A 16,998-nucleotide genomic window follows, 5' to 3' on the forward strand; every position below is an offset into this window, starting at 1 on the left:
CAAATGGGATTCGATCTTAATTCAATAACAAGGGAAAATGTAAGGGATCTTAAACCCTATTCCTCTGCCCGGGATGAATATACCGATAGTGGTGCGGATATGGTATTTCTGGATGCCAACGAAAACCCCTTCGACAACGGTTTGAATCGCTACCCGGATCCCCAGCAGCGGATTCTTAAACAAAAGTTGGCCGATATAAAGGGAGTTCCTTCATCTTTTATTCTTCTAGGAAATGGCAGTGACGAGGTGCTAGACCTGATCTTTAGAGCCTTTTGTGAGCCGCATAAAGACAATGTAATTACAGCCCCCCCAACCTATGGGATGTATAAGGTACTGGCCGGCATCAACGCCGTTGAGAATCGGGAAGTTTATCTTACGAATGGATTTTCCCTTGACGTTGAGGCTATGCTCGCTGCGGCCGATAAAAACTCCAAGATCATATTCATCAGTTCACCTAATAACCCCACAGCTAATCGTTTTGATGACACTGCAATAAGAAAATTACTGGAAAATTTCGACGGACTGGTGGTCATTGATGAGGCCTACATTGATTTTTCAACTGAGGGCAGTTGGATCCGGAAGCTGGAAGATCATCCCAATCTAATCGTCACCCAGACTTTTTCAAAAGCACTGGGAATGGCAGGAATCAGGTTAGGTGTAGCTTATGCTTCTCAAGCTATAATAGACGTACTGAACAAAATTAAACCCCCGTACAATGTAAATGCATTAACTCAGCTACGGGCTATGGAGCAGCTGAATAACACAGACCTGAACGCTTCCCAGCTCGGCCAGATTCTGGACGAAAGGAAGAAGCTTATGGCGGCATTACCGGGAATACCCTGCATAAAACAAGTATTTGAATCGGATGCTAATTTTATTTTGGCCAGGGTGGATGATGCGGGTAAAAGGTACGACGAACTGATCGCTAAAGGAATTGTTGTTAGAAACCGATCAACGCAACCTTTGTGCGAAAACACTTTGCGGTTTACCGTCGGGACGCCGGAGGAGAATGTTACACTTATAAAGGCATTAAAGGAATTGTAATGGAAAATAATTTAAAAAAAGAGAAATTACTGTTTATCGATCGGGATGGCACCCTGATCAGGGAACCAGAAGATGAACAGATCGACGCTTTTGATAAGATAGAGTTTTACCCCGGGGTTTTTAGCTATCTGGGTAAAATTGTCCAGGAACTTGATTATAAACTGATTATGGTTACCAACCAGGACGGGCTGGGAACCGAGTCCTTTCCCGAAGGAGATTTCTGGCCTGTACAGGATTTTATAATCAAAACCTTCGAGAATGAAGGAATCCTTTTTGACGCCGTCCACATAGACCGAACCTTTCCGCATGAAAATGCACCAACTCGAAAACCTGGTACAGGCCTGCTGCAAGACTATTTTAGCGAAGCCTATGACCTGGGGCAATCTTTTGTTATCGGGGATCGACTTACAGATATGGAACTGGCAAAGAATTTGGGTGCACAGGGGATATTCATTAATAACGAAACCCAGCTGGGTACGGATGAACTGACTGTGGAACAGGATGAGATTGTTAAATATATCGGACTGGAAACCAGCGAATGGAAGGGGATCTACGAATACCTCAAGCTTAAGGACCGCACGGCTACTGTAAACCGGAAGACTAATGAAACCGATATCCGGATTAGCATTAATCTGGATGGAACCGGCAAATCAAATATCAATACCGGACTTTCATTTTTTGACCATATGCTGGACCAGTTGGCCCGCCATGGTCAATTGGATCTGGAAATTGCTGTAAAAGGTGACCTGGAGGTTGATGAACACCACACCATAGAAGATACCGCCATTGCTCTTGGCGAGGCATTCCACAATGCCCTGGGATCTAAACTGGGGATAGAGCGTTACGGGTTTACGCTGCCTATGGACGATTGTCTCGCACAGGTTGCCCTGGATTTTGGTGGCAGGAACTGGCTGGTCTGGGAAGCCGATTTCAAGAGGGAAAAAATAGGGGACATGCCTACCGAAATGTTCATGCATTTCTTTAAGTCGTTCACTGACGCTGCCAGAGCAAATCTCAACATCAAGGCCGAAGGCACCAATGAGCACCATAAGATCGAAGCTATCTTTAAAGCTTTTGCCAAGGCCATCAAAATGGCAGTTAAACGGGATACGAATAAGATGGTGTTGCCATCAACCAAAGGGATGCTCTAAAGGAACAAACATGAATATTGCAATTATTGATTATGGGGCAGGCAATATCCAAAGCATAAAATTTGCTTTCGCCAGGCTTGGCTTTAAGGCAGAACTTACTGCTGATGTGGACACCATAAAAAACGCAGATAAGATCATTTTTCCCGGAGTGGGGGAAGCGAGCAGCGCGATGGAAAAACTAAAGCAAAGTAGGCTGGATCGCATCATACCTGAACTTACGCAGCCCGTTCTGGGAATTTGCCTGGGCATGCAATTGATGTGCAATTACTCTGAAGAAGGACATACTCAGGGATTGGGTATATTTAATACTGAGGTTCGTAAATTCAATCACGGGGTTAAAGTACCCCAGATAGGCTGGAACCAGATAAGTGATTTAAAATCAGACCTTTTCGAGGGCATACCAGAAAAAGCCTTTATATATTTGGTTCACAGTTATTACGCTCCACTATGTAAGGATACCATTGCCGTTTCGGATTACGGGCTTTCCTACAGTTCTGCGTTAAAATCACGTAATTTCTATGGCGTGCAGTTTCACCCGGAGAAAAGCAGTACGATAGGAGCCAAGATCCTGCAAAATTTCATTGATCTGTAAAGGATGAGAATTATACCAGCCATTGATATTATTGACGGTAAGTGCGTGCGCCTCTCCAAGGGGGATTACGACACAAAAAAGATATACAATGAAGATCCACTGGAAGTAGCAAAGGCTTATGAGGATCATGGTATCCGGAACCTGCATTTGGTAGATCTGGACGGAGCAAAATCCAAACAGGTTGTAAACTACCGAATCCTGGAAACTATTGCCTCCAAAACAAGCTTGCAAATAGATTTCGGAGGAGGAATAAAATCTGACGAAGACCTTCATATGATCTTTGAAAGCGGGGCAAGACAGGCAACAGGAGGCAGTATTGCTGTGAAGAGCAGGGAAACTTTTTTGAAATGGCTGGAATATTACGGACCAGACAGGATCATTCTGGGGGCAGACTGCAGGGACGGGCATATTTCGGTTTTCGGCTGGCAGGAAGATTCCACGGAGGAGGTAGTTCCTTTTATCAAGTCCTATCAGAAGAAAGGGATTCAGTATGTAATTTGCACAGAGATAAGTAAGGATGGTATGCTGGCAGGTCCGGCCTTTGACCTTTACAGGGAAATACTCAAGAAGACAGCAAAGGTGGAAACCTCTGTAGGCCCCAGTGGGGTTGAAGATCGTGAAGTTCCCGGAATCAAGCTTATTGCCAGTGGGGGTATATCCGGTATGGAAGAATTACCCAAATTGGCCCAAATAGGGTGTGAAGGCGTTATTATTGGTAAGGCGATATACGAAAATAGAATAACCCTAAAAGAATTAGAGGGCTATATTTTAATGCAATCATGAGTAAAGATCAGGACAGCATAGCGGTAATATTGGAGAGCCTTCTTTTCCGGATGGATGAGAAGACGGCGATGATACTGAAGTGCCTGGACATGCTAACAGAAGACGAACTTTGGGTTCGCCCCAACGAAGCTTCCAACAGTGCGGGCAATCTCATTTTGCACCTTTGTGGAAATATTACACAGTATGCCATATCTGCACTCGGGCGTAAGGAGGATATTCGGGAGCGTGACCTGGAGTTCAGTACCCGGGGTGGTTATTCCAAACAGCAGCTAACAAATAAATTCAGTAAGGTTTTAAAAGAAGCCAGGGAGGTAATACTCTCCCGTACCAGGGAAGAATGGCTTTCTGAATACAAAGTACAGGGGTTTGTTCTCAGTGGTATTGGTATAGCGGTACACGTGGTGGAGCATTATGCTTATCATACGGGACAACTGGCCTTCTGGACAAAACAATTGAAGGAAGTAGATCTTGGGTTTTATTCCGGGACCAACCTCAATACCAAAAACGACGAATAATATGCTGACCAAACGTATAATCCCCTGTCTGGATATCAAGGATGGACGTACGGTAAAAGGGGTTAATTTTGTTGAGCTCAGGGACGCCGGGGACCCGGTGGAACTGGCAGCTCGCTATGCTGAGGAAGGCGCGGATGAGCTCGTTTTTCTGGATATTTCGGCCACAGAGGAAAAACGCAAAACCCTGGCCAGGCTTGTTTATCACGTGGCCGAAAAAGTGAATATTCCCTTTACGGTCGGGGGTGGGATTTCCTCTGTTGAGGATGTGGATGTACTTCTGAAAAACGGGGCAGACAAGGTATCTGTCAATTCTTCCGCGGTAAAAAATCCGGATCTAATCAACAAACTGGTGGCCAAATTTGGCTCTCAATGTATAGTGGTTGCAATAGATGCAAAGCAGGTTCAGGGCGAATGGAAAGTGCATCTCGTGGGTGGTAAGGTGCCTACAGATATAGAACTTTTCAGCTGGGCGAGGGAAGTGGAAGAACGTGGAGCAGGGGAAATACTGTTCACGTCTATGGATCATGATGGTACCAAAAATGGATTTGCCAATGTGGCTCTGGCACGCTTATCCTCAGAGCAAAATATACCGGTTATTGCCTCAGGCGGAGCCGGTAATATGCAGCATTTTGCCGATACTTTTATAGAAGGAAAGGCCGATGCAGCCCTTGCGGCCAGTGTTTTTCACTATAAGGAGATGGCCATAGCGGAACTCAAAAGGGAATTAAAAAAACAGGGAATACCCGTACGTATATAAATAGATTATTAATCGGGTTAACAGACTAATTAGGATGATGGATATTGATTTCGAAAAAAATACAGACAAACTGGTCCCTGCAATTATTCAGGACGCCGTCACAAGAAAGGTGTTGATGCTGGGCTATATGAATCAGGATGCCTGGGAAAAGACGCAGGAAAGCGGAAAGGTTACATTTTTTAGTCGTTCAAAAAACCGGCTCTGGACCAAGGGGGAGGAAAGCGGTAACTTCCTCGATTTTATTGAAGGCAGTGTGGATTGTGATTCGGATACCTTGTTACTTCAGGTCAAACCCAAAGGACCAACCTGCCATAAGGGTACGGATACCTGCTGGGGGGATAGCAATGAGGCTGATTATGGTTTTCTGAGCGATTTGGAAAATATAATTGATCAAAGGCGGGAAGCAGATTCAGATTCCAGCTATGTGGCCTCCCTATTCAAAAAGGGCATCAATAAAATCGCACAGAAAGTAGGGGAAGAGGCAGTGGAAACCGTAATCGAAGCTAAAGACAACGACACCGAACTCTTTCTCAATGAAGCAGCAGATTTGCTTTTCCATTACCTGATCCTGTTAAAGGCTAAGGGACATTCGCTTAAAGAGGTAGTGGAACTGCTAAATGGTCGCCACCAGGAACGATAAATAGATTACCACCATACTACAAAGAATTTTTCAAAGGTAGAATCGCTTTTCTTTCTCCATACCAAAGGCGCATTTTCTTTGATCATTCGGATATTTAGCTCAAGCAACACCTCATAATGAGTCATGTAACTTTCATTGAATGAAGGGTTTACAGGCCACTCGTATTTATAAGGAATAAAGTACAGACCATCCTTGAACTCCGGACTGTTAAAAGCGTCGAATCGAAGCCAATAACCAGCTATACAGGCCGTATTCAAGGGTCGGATATGGCCATGTTCAGCACCGAAAGGGAGGAATAACTGAGCTTTGAAACATACCTGAGGCACGATCTTCTTATCGAAGAGTTTGAGTTTCTCAAGTATCGACAAACCGGCAGGGGTTGACAGCTGTCCCAGTTGCTCATTCCTGATCTTATCCAGTTTCGTAAAGAACATATCTCGACGGTTTGGGCCCATCAACCGGTGTATGGGTTCGGAAATATCAGGGTCGATTATGTAAAACTTAAAAGTGAGTTCTACATGCAGGTATTCCTTTATTTTTCTGTCGAACAGTATAAAATCCACCTCACCAAGGGTGCGACCGGATTCCCGGAGAGCCTCGTTATGTGCAATAATTTCGTACTTCTCTGAGCGTGCAATGCACTGGAGAAAGATGAACTCCATCTGATGTCCCAGTCGGATGCCTTCAGGAATTTGTGGAAGCCATTGTTGGGCGATCTCAACTTCAGGGAAATTAAACTGTTCGAGGCCGAATTGTTTTTTAACCCAGAGAGGAGGGGTATCTAAAAATCCCAGGTATCTATTTAATTCGCTGCTTCCCATAAAAGCTAAAATAAGCCAAACCGTTAAGTTTTCTTTAAAAGGGCATAGCCTTGAATGAAATGTATTAATTTAGGCTGTTGGCTATGGAAACAAGGAAAGGATTTCGTTTTTCTTCATTTAAGGCACCGGATCAATCTCCTTTTGAGAGATTATTCGAAATCTTTCAGGAACTTATTACCCATACTTCAGGCGATGTTGATGAAGCCCTGGACTGGCTTCGGGAGCTCGATAAGGAATACTCATTAACGGATGAGGATTACACTATTGAGGATTTCATAGAAGACCTCAAGGCTAAGGGCTATATCCGTGAAGAATTTGAAGACGGAGGTGAGACTGGCGATGGTGAACCGGGGGAGGGAAGCAGGAGTATAACGGCCAAACTGGAGCGCATCATCAGGCAAAGGGCACTGGAGCAGATCTTCGGCAAGTTGAAACGCAGTGGATCAGGCAATCACAGGACCGGTAAATCCGGCACAGGCGATGAACACACCGGGGATTTCCGGGAATATCGTTTTGGCGATTCCCTGGATCATATCTCCATGACAGAAAGCCTTAAGAATGCCCAGATTAACCATGGAACCGATGGGTTCTCCCTAACCGAAGATGACCTCGTGGTGGAGGATACGCATCACAAGGCTCAAATGAGCACGGTACTGATGATAGACATCAGCCATAGTATGATCCTCTATGGGGAAGATCGTATTACACCGGCTAAGAAAGTGGCGATGGCCCTTGCTGAGTTAATAACTACCCGCTACCCCAAGGATACACTGGACGTGCTGGTTTTTGGCAATGATGCCTGGCCTATCGCTATTAAAGACCTCCCTTACCTGAAGGTAGGCCCCTACCATACCAATACAGTAGCGGGATTACAATTGGCCATGGATATGCTAAGGCGCAAACGAAACACTAACAAGCAGATTTTTATGATTACAGACGGGAAGCCCAGCTGCCTGCGGCTCCCGGATGGGAATTATTACAAAAATAGCGTTGGCCTGGATGATTACATTGTAGAGAAGTGCTACAACATGGCCCGGCAGGCGCGTAAATTGCATATACCCATTACTACTTTTATGATTGCCCAGGATCCGTATTTGATGCAATTTGTGCGTCACTTTACGGAAGCAAACAAAGGCAAGGCCTTTTTTACCGGATTGCAGGGGCTGGGTGAAATGATTTTTGAAGATTACGAACAAAACCGAAAAAGAAGATTAAGGGGATAATGCTTCCCTCTATCAAGTGTTATGAAATTTAATTACAAGGAAATAAAAACATTGGGCCAGCTAAAGGCAGCAGGCTACAGAAGTAAATCTATCAAAGACGAATTGCGGGAAAACCTTCGTGAGAAGATCAGTAACCGAGAAACTGTTTTTGAAGGCGTTTGGGGCTATGAAGATTCTGTAATACCGGAACTGGAGCGGGCCATTCTATCCCGGCACAATATTAATTTACTGGGTTTAAGAGGGCAGGCTAAGACTAGGCTCGCAAGGCTTATGGTTTACCTTCTGGATGAATATATACCCGTTATCGCAGGTTCCGAGATCAATGATGACCCCCTGAACCCTATATCGCGTTATGGCAGGGAACTGCTTGCCGAAAAAGGGGAGGAGACTCCCATTTCATGGTTGCACAGGGAAGATCGTTTTTACGAGAAACTCGCTACTCCGGATGTCACAGTTGCGGACCTCATTGGCGATGTAGACCCTATTAAGGCAGCCAATCTAAAACTGTCCTATGCCGATGACCGTGTAATCCATTTCGGTATGATTCCCAGAGCCAACCGTTGTATATTCGTGATCAATGAACTGCCTGACTTGCAAGCACGTATACAAGTGTCCTTATTCAACATATTGCAGGAAGGAGATATTCAGATCAGGGGCTTTAAATTACGCTTACCCCTGGATGTGCAATTTGTATTTACTGCTAATCCGGAAGATTACACCAACCGTGGGAGTATAGTGACTCCCCTCAAGGATCGCATTGGTTCTCAGATTCTCACGCATTACCCTGAGGATATTGCTGTGGCACGGAAGATAACAGAGCAGGAAGCTCAGCTGGACGACAGTCAAACTGCAGCTATACACGTACCAGCACTAGCCAGGGATTTGTTGGAGCAGATTAGTTTTGAGGCCCGGAACAGTGAATATGTGGATGCCAAAAGCGGGGTTAGCGCGCGCACGAGCATAACGGCCTATGAAAACCTGTTAAGCACAGCGGAAAGAAGACTGCTAAATGTCGGTGAAACTAAAACTACTGTGCGCTTAACTGATTTCATGGGTGTAATACCTGCAATAACGGGTAAGATTGAACTTGTTTATGAGGGCGAACAGGAAGGTGCCGATACGGTTGCCCTGCATCTCATAGAGGAAGCGATCAAAAGCCTTTTCGCGCAATACTTTCCTGAAATAAAAAAACTGGAGCACAAGGATGCAGAAGGTCCTTATGATGAACTGATCGAATGGTTCTTTAACGGGGATGGGTTTGAATTAATGGATGAAGCCCCGGAGGCCGATTACCAGGAACAACTATCGGCAATAAGACCACTGCAGGCACTGTTGTCAAAATATCAGCCGGATTTTCCTGAGGCGGACAGGTATTTCCTAATGGAATTCCTGTTATGGGGCCTTGTGGTAAATAAGAAACTTAGTAAACATCGCTTTACCAAAGGGTACCAGTTTAAGGACCTCTATGGTAGCTATATCAGCGGATTATAAAAAAAGCCCCGGATCACGGGGCTTTCTTATCGCCATAACACAAGGGATTCCAGTTATTGCCAGGAATCGATGTTTTCGTTGATTTTGTCAAAATTATAGACCCCGATTTTTCTCCTCCTGTAGGAAAAACTAAGAAAGGTCAGCAGGATTAAGGCTATCTGCATTCCCAACACCGTGATGCCAATAGGTAAAAAGTTCCGTGGCAACAGGTATTCCTCAAAGTTGGATGCATTCAATAACAAATAAGTTGTTTCCGAAGCCTTGAAAGCATAGACGAACAATATGGGATACAATCCGTATTCGAGATTGCGTATTTTAGAGTCCGGATAACCATTTTCACTAATCTTAAGCCACAGCATCTGTATATATTTGAAATGTATAATGGCCAGCAAAAGGAATATGTAGTTGTCTATTTTAAGAAAGTAGAAACGGGCGGTGTACAAACCATAGAAATTAAATACAATAAGTACAAGAAGCAACAGTATACTCAGTAAAAGTGATAATTTCCAGGAAGAAGCTCGTGACAATATACTCATGGAGGTTTAGCGGTTTTATGACCGAAGTTCTACATACCTAACGAGCTGCTTTTTCTCTTTATTTCAAAAATTTCGACGAACGGTTTTCTATGTTGAGAAGTACATGAAAGCTGTGGTGAAACGAGCTTGTTCCAGGGGTTGAAAATTACACTTAACGAAAAACCTGCTATGATCTTCTGAGCGGATAATATTTGAAATGGGTAAGACTCCTCCATATCCATTCCAGCGGTCCATACTGGAAGTGCTTCAGCCACAAGTTGCTTATCCACATTTGAAATGCAATTACACCAAAAGCCATAAGGAAGGTATAGCGGTTAGGGATTGTTGCCAGGTAGCCCAGGCCCCATCCATAAAAGAAGAATGTTCCCAATATGCTTTGAAAAACATAATTGGTCAGGGCCATGCGGCCATATGGAGCAAAGGACTGTAGCCATGGTTGCCACCTGATCTTTTTATACAGGTATACAAACAGGGCAATTAACATTAAGGCAAGGGCCAAATTAACCAGGTCCATACCAGTCAGGCCTATCATGGCCATCCAATTATCAAAGGTTACAATAGGTCCCATCTGGGCGAACCCCAGCACTGTAACTCCTAAACCAACCACCAATACGCCTATTGATCCATAAAGGATATTTTGCATAAAGCTCCATCGTTCTTCGAAATTTTCAAAGAAACGGATACGTCCGGCATAAAGGCCTAGCAAAAAGAAAGCTAGCGTTAGGTATCCTCTCGAAAAAATACCGAACTGAAAATCCATCTTCATAATCTGGCCCTCTGTAGCATTGGAATGCATTACTTCATTTAAGCCCCCCGATTTCAATAGTTCAAAATAGGAGGCTATCTCCGGAGTGTTGGGATCAAATGCGCCGGGCATAAACAAATTATCTCCCCGGGTAAATAAAAAAACCGCAAATCGACCCAACCCAAGAAAAAGGAGAGCGGCTATAGCAAGTACCCATGGAGTGCGAACTTTGTAGAATGGGATCAGAAACACGCCCAGGAGGGCATAAATAGTAAGAATGTCGCCCCTGTAGAACATATGGTGGACAAAGCCAATCACAAACAGAAGCAACAATCGCCAAAGAAAACGCCAGCGGTAATCCTGTCCCTTATCCCGGGCCCTGTCCATTTGAATAAAAAAGCTCAACCCAAACAAAAAAGAGAACAAGGCAAAGAACTTGCCCCGGAAGAATATACCTATTATGCCATCTACAACGTAATCAGGAATGCCCGTGTGTGTAGCGTCGAGTGCACCTTCAGGGGAAGGGGCAGCAATATAATTTTCCACCAGGTGAACAATGACAATACCGGCCAGGGAAAAACCCCTAAGGGCATCCACTATTTGAATGCGACCTTTATTTGTGGTTGTAATGTTCATATGCAAGGAATAGCAGGATACTAATGATAAGATGCCCTGCGCACATAAATGTTACGGAAAAGTCAGTGAAATCTACAATAAAATAAAGGCCTGAAATTTACTTTCAGGCCCTATTGGTTTAGGATAGCCATTGCTTTCGGTCGGCTATTTTCGCAATCAATACGAGTATTAGAGCGATTACTACAACAAACAGTGGAATAACCAGTCCTTGTAGTTGCCCGAATACTTCAGCTGCATTTGTTGCAAAAAGATTGTAAGATGTCTGTGCAACCACACCCAGCAGTGAAATCAACAATAGTGGGCGGGCCCAGCGCTTCCTTATCAAAAGGGCTATACACCCCAGTAATCCACCCCAGACGGCTATAGCAAAAGCCGCTGTAACCCAGGAAGGCCTGCCTTCAATCAGGGCCAGTTGTTCGGGGGAATACTCAGCCTTCATTTCTTCCGTAATAAAGGCCTGTCCTAAATATGCCAGTACTCCCATAAGGTTCCAGAGGAGTGCCAGCACAGAAACTACCCAGTACCAGGTAGCTGGTTTGGCTTTGTTTGTCATTTTAATTGGATTTAAGGTTGTTTTGTTAATGGAATGTACAAAAAAGTACGAGATTTACATATAATCCTGAGGGATTGATACTACTAATTGACTAAATCTCCCGTGTTTTCTGAAAATGGACAGACACCATTATTTACTTCGCATACAGTACCTTGGCTTCCGATACAGCGGCTGGCAAAGACAACCCGAACAAAAGACCGTAGAGGGGATGTTACTGAAAACGCTCAGATTTGTTTTGCCGGGCAGAGAGTACAAGATCCTCGGAAGCAGCAGAACAGATTCCCGGGTTTCCTCGCTTGATGGTGCATTTGAACTTTTTCTGGAGGGACAACCCCTTGAAGATCTATCGAAATTTATGGATCATTTTAACCTAAACCTGCCTCCCGATATCCGTATATTTAAAATTTTACCTGTTCAACAGGACTTCAACATCATCAATGATGCTTCGTATAAGGAATATCACTACCTGTTTGCCTTCGGGGCTAAACTGCACCCCTTCTGTGCACCCCTGATGGCCGGTTTTCATGGCGAACTGGATATCCCGTTAATGCAGAAGGGTGCGTCCCTTTTCATTGGTACGCACGAGTTTTCCTCTTACACAACCAGGGATCAGAAAGGAAATCAACAAAAGCGAAAAGTGATATTGTCAGAGTTAATTCCCAACACTGTATTTTCTGCCAGCTTTTTCCCGGACAAAAGTTATATTTTTAAGATTGGAGGTCATGGTTTTATACGTTATCAGGTTCGTATGATCATGGGGGCACTGGTAAGCCTTGGCAGTGGGGAACTTAGCCTGGAGCAACTGCGCTACTCACTTGTTGAACCGGAAAGCCTTGAACTGACATACATAGCACCTGGTTCGGGCCTTCACCTAAACAAACTACAGTTTAAAGGAGGCAAATGAAAATTTTGTACATTCCACTAAAGTTAAAGTATGCCTCTTTGGTTAAACATCCTGGTCCTATCGCTTCTGGTCTATCTGCTGATAAGCCTGTTAGTATACTTCCTGCAGGATTATATCTTATTTAAACCGGAAAAGCTACCCCCCGATTTTCAGTTTGCCTATGAAAATCAGGAAACAGAGGAATACAATGTAGAAACCAGGGATGGTGCAGTTATCAACGGACTCCGATTTAAGGCAAAAGGGCCCAGGGGTATAGTTTTTTACCTCAAGGGTAATTCCAAAAGCATCAAAGGCTGGGGAAAGTTTGCTGTAGATTTCACCAGGCATGGTTATGATGTGCTTATGGTAGATTACAGGGGGTTTGGCAAAAGCACAGGACGAAGGACGCAAAAGGCCATCAAGCGCGATATGCAGCTTATCTACAACAAGATCAAGGAAAAGGTTTCTGAAAAATACATTATCCTTTATGGGCGTTCCCTCGGTTCCGGTTTCGCTGCCAAACTGGCCTCTATGAACAACCCCAGGATGCTGATCCTTGATGCGCCATATTACAGTCTGAGCAAGGTGGGAAAAAGATACATGCCTTTTATGCCGCTCTCCCTCTTACTCAAATTTCCAATGCCCACCTATAAATGGTTGCGTTATGTAGCCTGTCCTATCCATATTATCCATGGAACAGATGATAAACTGATCCCTTACCGCACCAGTGTCAAACTATCGCGAATCAAACCCAAACAGACCACATTGTATACCGTGATAGGAGGTGGCCATAAAAACCTGCATGCTTTTGAATCTTACCATAAGATGCTCAGTGATATAATAAAATCAAGGCCTAAAGAGGTCGACCTGACCGGCAGCAGTCATGAGTATGCCCAATCCTCAAAAAGTTCCAATGAAGCTAATTAAGAGGGTTTTTATTGGGGGTATAAGTACTTATTTAATTGCCTTAGTTATGTTTTATTTTTTACAGGAGCGGATAATATTCCTGCCAACTTCCCTGCCCCAGAATTACGCATACAGCTTTTCGGAATATTTTGAAGAGATTTTCCTTACCGCTGATGACGGAGCGCGTTTAAATGCCCTTTGGTTCAAGAAAGAGAACCCGAAAGGACTGGTGCTTTACTTTCACGGCAATGCCGGCAACCTGGACCGCTGGGGTAAAATTACCATACCCTTTGTGCGGAAAGGCTACGATGTTCTGGTCATGGACTACAGGACCTATGGAAAAAGTACCGGAAAACTAAGTGAAAGAGCCCTGTATTCGGATGCACAGTTATTCTATGACTTTGCAACGGAACACTATAAAGAGAATGAAATTATTTTGTATGGCAGGTCACTGGGAACAGGCCTGGCAACCCAACTTGCAGCAAACAACAGGCCTTCCCGCTTACTTTTGGAAACCCCCTATTTTAGCCTATTGGACATTGGAGTTAAGCGCTTTCCCTGGTTGCCTGTAAAATGGTTTATGAAATACCCCATGCGCACATATGAATTTACACAGCAGCTCAATTGCCCAGTACATGTATTCCACGGTACGGACGACAAGGTTATACCTTATAGCGCAGGGCAAAGATTATATGATACCATCCCGGTAAGGGACAAGGTCTTCCATACCATCGAAGGAGGAGGGCACAACAATCTGGATAATTTTCCTGAATTCCTGAAGGCCCAGGAAACAGCGCTAAGTGAGGATTAATCGAATAAGTTCGATGACAGATAACGATCTCCTCTGTCGCAGACTATGGAAACAATAATCCCTTCTTCCAGAGTAGTTGCAAGTTTTAATGCTGCCGTTGCTGCTCCTCCACTGCTCATACCCGAAAAAATGCCCTCTTCACGGGCAAGAAGCCGGGCCATATTGGCAGCTTCTGTTTCGCTTACCTCCATCACCTGGTCTACTTTGTGCGGATTAAATATGCTGGGCAGGTATTCCGGCGGCCATTTCCGTATGCCTGGTATGCGGGAATTATCTGTTGGTTGTACTCCTATAATTTGAATATCTGGATTCTGTTCCTTAAGGTAGGTGGAAGTACCCATAATGGTGCCTGTTGTACCCATTGCGGAAACAAAATGCGTTACTTTTCCTCCGGTATCCCTCCAGATCTCCGGGCCTGTTGTATTATAATGCGCTTTCCAGTTATCGTCGTTTCCAAACTGATTAAGGGTAAGGTAACCTTCTTCTTTTACCTTTTTCTCGGCATAATCCCGCGCCCCTTCAATACCTACATCAGCAGGAGTAAGGATAACCTTGGCTCCATAGGCCCTCATGGTCTGTACCCGTTCTTTTGTTGAATTCTCCGGCATCACCAGTTCCATGCGTAAACCGTACATACTGGCTATCATGGCTAAGGCAATGCCTGTATTGCCACTCGTAGCCTCAATCAATGGGGTGTCCCGGGTTATTTCACCACGCTCCAGACCACTTTTGATCATATTGTACGCAGCCCTGTCCTTTACGCTTCCGCCAGGGTTGTGCCCTTCCATTTTAAAGTAGAGGCTCACCTTTTTGTTGGTATTTAAAGCGCGTGATTTTACGAGGGGGGTGTTACCAATAAGTTCAAGAAGACTATGGGACATTGGCCTGGGTTTTTATTTTGATTTCAGGAGTGTGGAAAACGGTAGAGTTCGCGGGCACGGATTCTGTAATCCAGGCATTACCGCCAATTATACTGTTTGCGCCAATCACCGTTTCCCCACCAAGAATGGTGGCGTTTGCATAAATAGTCACATTTTCCTCTATTGTGGGATGGCGTTTGGTGTTCTTCAAATGCTTGGCAACATATAGTGCCCCGAGCGTTACTCCCTGATAGATGCGCACATGGTCTTTTATCACCGCGGTTTCACCAATGACCACGCCCGTGGCGTGATCAATAAAAAAAGACTTGCCAATATGGGCCCCGGGATTGATATCCACACCTGTTTGCCTGTGGGCATATTCGGTCATGAGCCTTGGCACAAGCGGGAAACCCTTTTTGTGCAGCTCATGGGCAAGGCGGTAGATTGCTATTGCATAGAAACCGGGATAGGCCATATATACCTCTTCTATAGATTGCGTGGCCGGATCGCAATCGTCTATAGCCTGGGCATCCAGGTTTAATTTTTCCAAAATTTCAGGAAGCTGTTCCAGGTAGTTTTCCCAGACCTTGCTGCAGGGCCTGTCTATATTCCAGCAGACAAGGTCAATTAATTCATCGAACTGCAGTGCAAGCTGGTCTATGTTTTCAGTTACGGGGGTATCTATATCGAACAAGGTTAGGAAAAGCCGGTCTGTAAATGCCTCTACCTTGCGCTTCAATCGGAATCGTAAATGGGGCTGCTTCTTGTTGGCCTTGATTTTTGCGATTATTTTTTCTTTGCTCATGAGGGATACATTGCTATTCAAAATTACATATTAAATACTACGATGGCTGCCCAAAATGGTTAACTTTAGTTAAAACTTAGTCGTATGCCACCTTCTGTGATTTCAAAAGAAACAATTAGCTTTCTTAAGTCGCTTAAAAAGAACAATGACCGGGAATGGTTTTCTGCTAATAAGGCACTATACCAAAATGCGCATGCAAATGCCAAGGCATTTTACCTGGACCTTAAGGAGGCGCTTGGCAAACACGATGAGATCGATAAGCACAAATTGTTCCGTATCTATCGGGATGTACGTTTTTCTGCCGATAAAACTCCCTATAAACCCCATTTTGCCGGATCGTACTCCAGGGCCGGGGTATCCAGGCGCGGGGGCTATTACCTGAGGATACGGCCGGGAGAATCCTTTATTGCAGGCGGGTTCTGGGAACCCAATAAAGAAGACCTGTTCCGCATCCGAAAGGAACTGGAGCTGGATGCGAGCGAATTTCGAAAAGTGATCGGAGATAATAAATTTAAAAAGGTATGGGGGGAACTGATGGGCGATGAAGTAAAAACGGCACCCAAGGGATTCGACCGAGAACACCCTGACATCGACTTGATCCGCAAGAAGGGATATATTTTTGTGAGAAATTTTACAGACGAGGAAGTGCAGGCAGCAGACTTCCTCAAAGTGGTTGACGATTCGTTTAAAGCCATCCGGCCTTATTTCGACCTGATGAGTGATATCCTTACCACTAACCTCAATGGGGAGTCCCTCCTAGACTAGGACGGCGGCTGTAAATACCTGGATCTGATCCTTTAGGCGCTCAATCACCATATTCATCATCCGTTTGTTCAGGGCAGAAGAATTGGCAATATACAGCTCATATTCCTCGATGGTAAACTGCCCTATGATCATACCCTTTAGGGAATTTCGGAACTTGATATCTTTTTGGATGGCGTTTTCCACAAAAGCCAGTCGCTTTTCCATCGATAATTCATAAAACCCATTTTTATGCTTTCGAATATAATTGCGGAAAGCAGCGACCAGGAGATCGTTTTGGAACTTAATAACAGGCCTGAGGGTTGCGTTCTGGAAGCGTTCGTCTGCGCTCATCTCCGGGGTCACTTTGGCTTTGGAAATTGTAGGTCGCAAGCCAAGCAGATCTTCGGATCTTTGGTTCATCACAAGAGGTTTTAATAAAGGTAGTACTTTGCTCAAGCATCCATCTTTGGCAAAAATAGAAGTTGTTAACGGGGTTATGAAC

20 protein-coding genes are annotated in these 16,998 nt (G+C 44.5%); 13 read left to right on the forward strand and 7 right to left on the reverse strand.

Annotated features, from left to right (window positions below):
* Nucleotides 1-3: 3 nt before the first annotated feature.
* Genes hisC through hisIE form a run of 7 tightly spaced genes read left to right on the forward strand, consistent with a single transcriptional unit; the run spans nt 4 to nt 5,482 of the window.
* Nucleotides 4-1,044, forward strand: a complete 1,041-nt coding sequence (gene hisC, locus OO016_RS08045) for a histidinol-phosphate transaminase (RefSeq protein ID WP_266012260.1) — start codon at nt 4-6, stop codon at nt 1,042-1,044.
* Nucleotides 1,044-2,195, forward strand: coding sequence for a bifunctional histidinol-phosphatase/imidazoleglycerol-phosphate dehydratase HisB (hisB, locus tag OO016_RS08050; RefSeq protein ID WP_266012262.1), 1,152 nt, complete (start codon nt 1,044-1,046; stop codon nt 2,193-2,195). Before hisC ends, hisB begins: the two co-directional genes overlap by 1 nt.
* A gap of 10 nt (nt 2,196-2,205) precedes the next feature.
* Nucleotides 2,206-2,787 carry an imidazole glycerol phosphate synthase subunit HisH gene (gene hisH, locus OO016_RS08055; protein ID WP_266012264.1) on the forward strand — a complete coding sequence of 194 codons (582 nt, stop codon included), beginning with the start codon at nt 2,206-2,208 and terminating at the stop codon, nt 2,785-2,787.
* Between the two features lie 3 nt (nt 2,788-2,790).
* Nucleotides 2,791-3,570, forward strand: coding sequence for a 1-(5-phosphoribosyl)-5-[(5-phosphoribosylamino)methylideneamino]imidazole-4-carboxamide isomerase (locus tag OO016_RS08060; RefSeq protein ID WP_266012266.1), 780 nt, complete (start codon nt 2,791-2,793; stop codon nt 3,568-3,570).
* Nucleotides 3,567-4,085: a DinB family protein gene (locus tag OO016_RS08065; RefSeq protein WP_266012268.1), complete on the forward strand. Its 519-nt coding sequence runs from the start codon at nt 3,567-3,569 to the stop codon at nt 4,083-4,085. Before OO016_RS08060 ends, OO016_RS08065 begins: the two co-directional genes overlap by 4 nt.
* Nucleotide 4,086: 1 nt before the next feature.
* Complete coding sequence (gene hisF, locus OO016_RS08070; RefSeq protein WP_266012270.1) at nt 4,087-4,842, forward strand: imidazole glycerol phosphate synthase subunit HisF; 756 nt, start codon at nt 4,087-4,089, stop codon at nt 4,840-4,842.
* 37 nt (nt 4,843-4,879) lie between these two features.
* A complete protein-coding gene (gene hisIE, locus OO016_RS08075; RefSeq protein ID WP_266012955.1) occupies nt 4,880-5,482 on the forward strand; it encodes a bifunctional phosphoribosyl-AMP cyclohydrolase/phosphoribosyl-ATP diphosphatase HisIE in 603 nt (200 codons plus the stop codon).
* A gap of 5 nt (nt 5,483-5,487) precedes the next feature.
* Here the strand turns inward: hisIE and OO016_RS08080 are convergent, their stop codons facing one another.
* Nucleotides 5,488-6,303 (reverse strand): DUF1853 family protein, encoded by an 816-nt coding sequence (locus OO016_RS08080; protein WP_266012272.1) that lies wholly within the window; start codon nt 6,301-6,303, stop codon nt 5,488-5,490.
* 77 nt (nt 6,304-6,380) lie between these two features.
* On the opposite strand from OO016_RS08080, the gene OO016_RS08085 reads away from it, so the two are divergent.
* Nucleotides 6,381-7,526, forward strand: coding sequence for a vWA domain-containing protein (locus tag OO016_RS08085; RefSeq protein ID WP_266012274.1), 1,146 nt, complete (start codon nt 6,381-6,383; stop codon nt 7,524-7,526).
* A 21-nt stretch (nt 7,527-7,547) separates the two neighbouring features.
* Entirely contained in the window at nt 7,548-9,017 is a 1,470-nt protein-coding gene (locus OO016_RS08090; RefSeq protein WP_266012276.1) for a sigma 54-interacting transcriptional regulator, read from the forward strand.
* Nucleotides 9,018-9,070: 53 nt separating this feature from the next.
* On the opposite strand, the gene OO016_RS08095 is transcribed toward OO016_RS08090, so the two are convergent.
* The 3 genes from OO016_RS08095 to OO016_RS08105 all read right to left on the reverse strand — a co-directional run bounded on the left by OO016_RS08095 (nt 9,071) and on the right by OO016_RS08105 (nt 11,487).
* Nucleotides 9,071-9,553, reverse strand: coding sequence for a hypothetical protein (locus OO016_RS08095; protein WP_266012278.1), 483 nt, complete (start codon nt 9,551-9,553; stop codon nt 9,071-9,073).
* A gap of 166 nt (nt 9,554-9,719) precedes the next feature.
* Complete coding sequence (locus OO016_RS08100; RefSeq protein WP_266012280.1) at nt 9,720-10,934, reverse strand: DUF418 domain-containing protein; 1,215 nt, start codon at nt 10,932-10,934, stop codon at nt 9,720-9,722.
* A gap of 118 nt (nt 10,935-11,052) precedes the next feature.
* Nucleotides 11,053-11,487: a hypothetical protein gene (locus OO016_RS08105; protein WP_266012282.1), complete on the reverse strand. Its 435-nt coding sequence runs from the start codon at nt 11,485-11,487 to the stop codon at nt 11,053-11,055.
* A gap of 115 nt (nt 11,488-11,602) precedes the next feature.
* Here OO016_RS08105 and OO016_RS08110 point away from each other — a divergent pair, with 115 nt between their 5' ends.
* From OO016_RS08110 to OO016_RS08120, 3 genes are read left to right on the forward strand one after another with little or no spacing between them, the layout of a single operon-like run.
* Complete coding sequence (locus OO016_RS08110; RefSeq protein ID WP_369413835.1) at nt 11,603-12,391, forward strand: tRNA pseudouridine synthase A; 789 nt, start codon at nt 11,603-11,605, stop codon at nt 12,389-12,391.
* 30 nt (nt 12,392-12,421) lie between these two features.
* Nucleotides 12,422-13,297 (forward strand): alpha/beta hydrolase, encoded by an 876-nt coding sequence (locus tag OO016_RS08115; RefSeq protein WP_266012284.1) that lies wholly within the window; start codon nt 12,422-12,424, stop codon nt 13,295-13,297.
* Nucleotides 13,298-13,343: 46 nt separating this feature from the next.
* Complete coding sequence (locus OO016_RS08120; protein ID WP_266012286.1) at nt 13,344-14,087, forward strand: alpha/beta hydrolase; 744 nt, start codon at nt 13,344-13,346, stop codon at nt 14,085-14,087.
* On the opposite strand, the gene cysM is transcribed toward OO016_RS08120, so the two are convergent.
* Nucleotides 14,084-14,968: a cysteine synthase CysM gene (gene cysM, locus OO016_RS08125; protein WP_266012288.1), complete on the reverse strand. Its 885-nt coding sequence runs from the start codon at nt 14,966-14,968 to the stop codon at nt 14,084-14,086. The genes OO016_RS08120 and cysM overlap by 4 nt on opposite strands.
* Nucleotides 14,958-15,752 (reverse strand): serine O-acetyltransferase EpsC, encoded by a 795-nt coding sequence (epsC, locus tag OO016_RS08130; protein WP_266012290.1) that lies wholly within the window; start codon nt 15,750-15,752, stop codon nt 14,958-14,960. Before epsC ends, cysM begins: the two co-directional genes overlap by 11 nt.
* A gap of 84 nt (nt 15,753-15,836) precedes the next feature.
* Between epsC and OO016_RS08135 the strand changes: the two genes are divergently transcribed.
* Nucleotides 15,837-16,517, forward strand: coding sequence for a DUF2461 domain-containing protein (locus tag OO016_RS08135; RefSeq protein WP_266012292.1), 681 nt, complete (start codon nt 15,837-15,839; stop codon nt 16,515-16,517).
* Here the strand turns inward: OO016_RS08135 and OO016_RS08140 are convergent.
* Nucleotides 16,509-16,916: a glyoxalase gene (locus tag OO016_RS08140; RefSeq protein WP_266012294.1), complete on the reverse strand. Its 408-nt coding sequence runs from the start codon at nt 16,914-16,916 to the stop codon at nt 16,509-16,511. The genes OO016_RS08135 and OO016_RS08140 overlap by 9 nt on opposite strands.
* Nucleotides 16,917-16,998 lie beyond the last annotated feature (82 nt).

Source organism: Lentiprolixibacter aurantiacus (assembly GCF_026241225.1).
Classification (GTDB): Bacteria; Bacteroidota; Bacteroidia; order Flavobacteriales; family Flavobacteriaceae; genus Lentiprolixibacter; species Lentiprolixibacter aurantiacus.

What these genes read in the sequence shown, in the direction of transcription:
- hisC (WP_266012260.1), top strand. Translation starts at nt 4, where the DNA reads ATGGGATTCGATCTTAATTCAATAACAAGGGAAAATGTAAGGGATCTT.
- hisB (WP_266012262.1), top strand. Translation starts at nt 1,044, where the DNA reads ATGGAAAATAATTTAAAAAAAGAGAAATTACTGTTTATCGATCGGGAT.
- hisH (WP_266012264.1), top strand. Translation starts at nt 2,206, where the DNA reads ATGAATATTGCAATTATTGATTATGGGGCAGGCAATATCCAAAGCATA.
- OO016_RS08060 (WP_266012266.1), top strand. Translation starts at nt 2,791, where the DNA reads ATGAGAATTATACCAGCCATTGATATTATTGACGGTAAGTGCGTGCGC.
- OO016_RS08065 (WP_266012268.1), top strand. Translation starts at nt 3,567, where the DNA reads ATGAGTAAAGATCAGGACAGCATAGCGGTAATATTGGAGAGCCTTCTT.
- hisF (WP_266012270.1), top strand. Translation starts at nt 4,087, where the DNA reads ATGCTGACCAAACGTATAATCCCCTGTCTGGATATCAAGGATGGACGT.
- hisIE (WP_266012955.1), top strand. Translation starts at nt 4,880, where the DNA reads ATGGATATTGATTTCGAAAAAAATACAGACAAACTGGTCCCTGCAATT.
- OO016_RS08080 (WP_266012272.1), bottom strand. Translation starts at nt 6,303, where the DNA reads ATGGGAAGCAGCGAATTAAATAGATACCTGGGATTTTTAGATACCCCT.
- OO016_RS08090 (WP_266012276.1), top strand. Translation starts at nt 7,548, where the DNA reads ATGAAATTTAATTACAAGGAAATAAAAACATTGGGCCAGCTAAAGGCA.
- OO016_RS08095 (WP_266012278.1), bottom strand. Translation starts at nt 9,553, where the DNA reads ATGAGTATATTGTCACGAGCTTCTTCCTGGAAATTATCACTTTTACTG.
- OO016_RS08100 (WP_266012280.1), bottom strand. Translation starts at nt 10,934, where the DNA reads ATGAACATTACAACCACAAATAAAGGTCGCATTCAAATAGTGGATGCC.
- OO016_RS08105 (WP_266012282.1), bottom strand. Translation starts at nt 11,487, where the DNA reads ATGACAAACAAAGCCAAACCAGCTACCTGGTACTGGGTAGTTTCTGTG.
- OO016_RS08110 (WP_369413835.1), top strand. Translation starts at nt 11,603, where the DNA reads ATGGACAGACACCATTATTTACTTCGCATACAGTACCTTGGCTTCCGA.
- OO016_RS08115 (WP_266012284.1), top strand. Translation starts at nt 12,422, where the DNA reads ATGCCTCTTTGGTTAAACATCCTGGTCCTATCGCTTCTGGTCTATCTG.
- OO016_RS08120 (WP_266012286.1), top strand. Translation starts at nt 13,344, where the DNA reads ATGTTTTATTTTTTACAGGAGCGGATAATATTCCTGCCAACTTCCCTG.
- cysM (WP_266012288.1), bottom strand. Translation starts at nt 14,968, where the DNA reads ATGTCCCATAGTCTTCTTGAACTTATTGGTAACACCCCCCTCGTAAAA.
- epsC (WP_266012290.1), bottom strand. Translation starts at nt 15,752, where the DNA reads ATGAGCAAAGAAAAAATAATCGCAAAAATCAAGGCCAACAAGAAGCAG.
- OO016_RS08135 (WP_266012292.1), top strand. Translation starts at nt 15,837, where the DNA reads ATGCCACCTTCTGTGATTTCAAAAGAAACAATTAGCTTTCTTAAGTCG.
- OO016_RS08140 (WP_266012294.1), bottom strand. Translation starts at nt 16,916, where the DNA reads ATGAACCAAAGATCCGAAGATCTGCTTGGCTTGCGACCTACAATTTCC.